The 1,888-nt window shown below is 36.8% G+C and carries 1 protein-coding gene and 3 pseudogenes; 3 read left to right on the top strand and 1 reads right to left on the bottom strand.

Annotated features, from left to right (window positions below; genetic code table 11):
• Positions 1 to 592: 592 nt before the first annotated feature.
• Together NI469_RS15955 and NI469_RS15610 are read left to right on the top strand one after the other, a co-directional pair.
• A pseudogene (locus NI469_RS15955) lies at positions 593 to 732 on the top strand (cation diffusion facilitator family transporter); the annotation flags it as partial.
• Between the two features lie 177 nt (positions 733 to 909).
• Positions 910 to 1,524, top strand: a complete 615-nt coding sequence (locus tag NI469_RS15610; protein WP_004281881.1) for a thiol:disulfide interchange protein DsbA/DsbL — start codon at positions 910 to 912, stop codon at positions 1,522 to 1,524.
• Positions 1,525 to 1,600: 76 nt separating this feature from the next.
• On the opposite strand, the pseudogene NI469_RS15950 reads toward NI469_RS15610, so the two are convergent.
• Positions 1,601 to 1,714, bottom strand: a pseudogene (locus NI469_RS15950) (TetR family transcriptional regulator); the annotation flags it as partial.
• A 70-nt stretch (positions 1,715 to 1,784) separates the two neighbouring features.
• On the opposite strand from NI469_RS15950, the pseudogene NI469_RS15605 reads away from it, so the two are divergent.
• Positions 1,785 to 1,888: pseudogene (locus tag NI469_RS15605) on the top strand (IS5/IS1182 family transposase); the annotation flags it as partial.

The following is a 1,888-nucleotide window of genomic DNA, read 5'->3' as shown; positions in this document are numbered from 1 at the left end:
TAATTTACTTGCTGGCATATACAATTTAGATTGGGTGAAAGATAAACAATTAAATTGATTGAAAAATGATTTATGAAGGAAGTCTAATGAAGCACATATAACTAGGAAAACTAAAAATTAGTTATTTTTAGTATGGTGTAACTAAGATTAATTAATTTTTTTAAATCGAATGATAAATATATTTATTGTTTTTAATTTATTCTTTACCATTTTCAAATTTTTAAATAATCCGAAAAGACTATTTTAAACTTTAGGGTTACATATGCTCCTATACATAGGCAGGAATAAATATGCAACTTAGTATATTTGCAACAATAGTACTGGAAAGATTCATGTAATAATGCTTAAAACTCTCTAATTAGTTAGGGAGGCATTGGAATTGGAGAAAGAAGTAAAGTGCCCACTAGCAAATGTGGTTATTGGAGGAATTATCTCATCAACCCTTCTTATGTTGGTTTTATTACCAATATTGTCCCGGTGGATAAATGAAAAGAAAGCTTCTTGACCAATTATAGTAAGCAATTTTTAGCAGAAATATTGAGGCTTACTCAAGTCTCTCAGCTAATCGTAAATAGAATAAGGAAACTATTGTATGTCAGAAGATCATTCTCAGAGCCACGCGGCTGTTACTGAAGAGAATAGTAAGAAGCTAATATTTACTGTAGGTTTGACCACTACGTTTTAATCGTAGAAATTATAACCGTTTTTATTACTCAAAGTTTAACTTTTGTGATTATCTAAAAACACATAGCGGTCGAATGGCCATATTAACTGACTTAAAATCAGTCGCATACTTTAATGTAGCGGTTCTGATAGCACAAAAGTTCGCAGCATGAAAACGGAACCGGCATAATTGATTTATAGTGAACCCATACACTAAGCATAATGATTTAGAGGACGATAATCCCAATGAAAAAATTCCTTTTAGGAGCTGTTGCCGCATCTGTTTTGGCCTTTTCAGGCAATGCTATGGCCAATTTTGTGGCAGGTCAGGACTATCAGGTGGTCGCAAAACCAGTCAAAGTCGAAAAACCGGGCAAAATTGAGGTACGTGAATTCTTCTGGTATGGCTGTGGTCACTGTTTCACGTTGGAACCGCATATGCAGGACTGGTTGAAAAAATTACCCAAAGATATCCGTTTTGTACGTACACCTGCTGCAATGAACCCGCTTTGGGAACAGGCTGCACGTGCTTATTATGTTTCAGAAGCCCTGGGTGTGCGTCAAAAAGCACATTTACAGTTATTCCATGATATTCATGACAAGCAGCGTCCAATTTTAGAACAGGCACAATTGGCCAAGTTCTATACCCGTTATGGTATTTCTGAAGAGAAATTTAACACGACTTATAAATCATTCCCGATTTCGTCAAAAATTGCTCAGGCAAAAAATTTGACTGCTCAATATCAGTTAAGCGGTGTACCAGCGGTGACCGTGAATGGTAAATATATTGTGCAGGGCAATGATGCCAAAGTAATTCAGGTGGTGAATTACCTGATTGAAAAAGAGCGTAAAGCCAAATAAGACGCGATTGATTATCTCTAAAAAAAACCTGCATCGAATCTGCAGGTTTTTTTATTTAAACTGGAGGAATGGTTATTTACGTCCTGACTGCCGGATCTGGTGTTTCTATCGGCGGGCGATACCAGTGTAAAATTCCTCGGAATAAGAGCTGCATCTGCAACACGCTTTGCGCTTTAAAGTCATGGGATTGAATATGAATCGTGGATGGCTTTGTTGCACAAACCTATCTGTAAAGGGTTTTTCAGCGATATAATTTTCAAATGAAGAAGCCTGCACACAAAATCTACCGCACAACCAATTGGCCCGCATATAACCGAGCACTCATGAGTCGCGGAAATATTGCCATTTGGTTTGATCCTGCTAC

The sequence above is a fragment of the Acinetobacter lwoffii genome (assembly GCF_024129735.1).
Taxonomy (GTDB): Bacteria; Pseudomonadota; Gammaproteobacteria; order Pseudomonadales; family Moraxellaceae; genus Acinetobacter; species Acinetobacter lwoffii_H.
The sequence above is the reverse complement of the archived record's forward strand: the minus strand, read 5'-3'. Positions and strand labels throughout refer to the sequence as shown.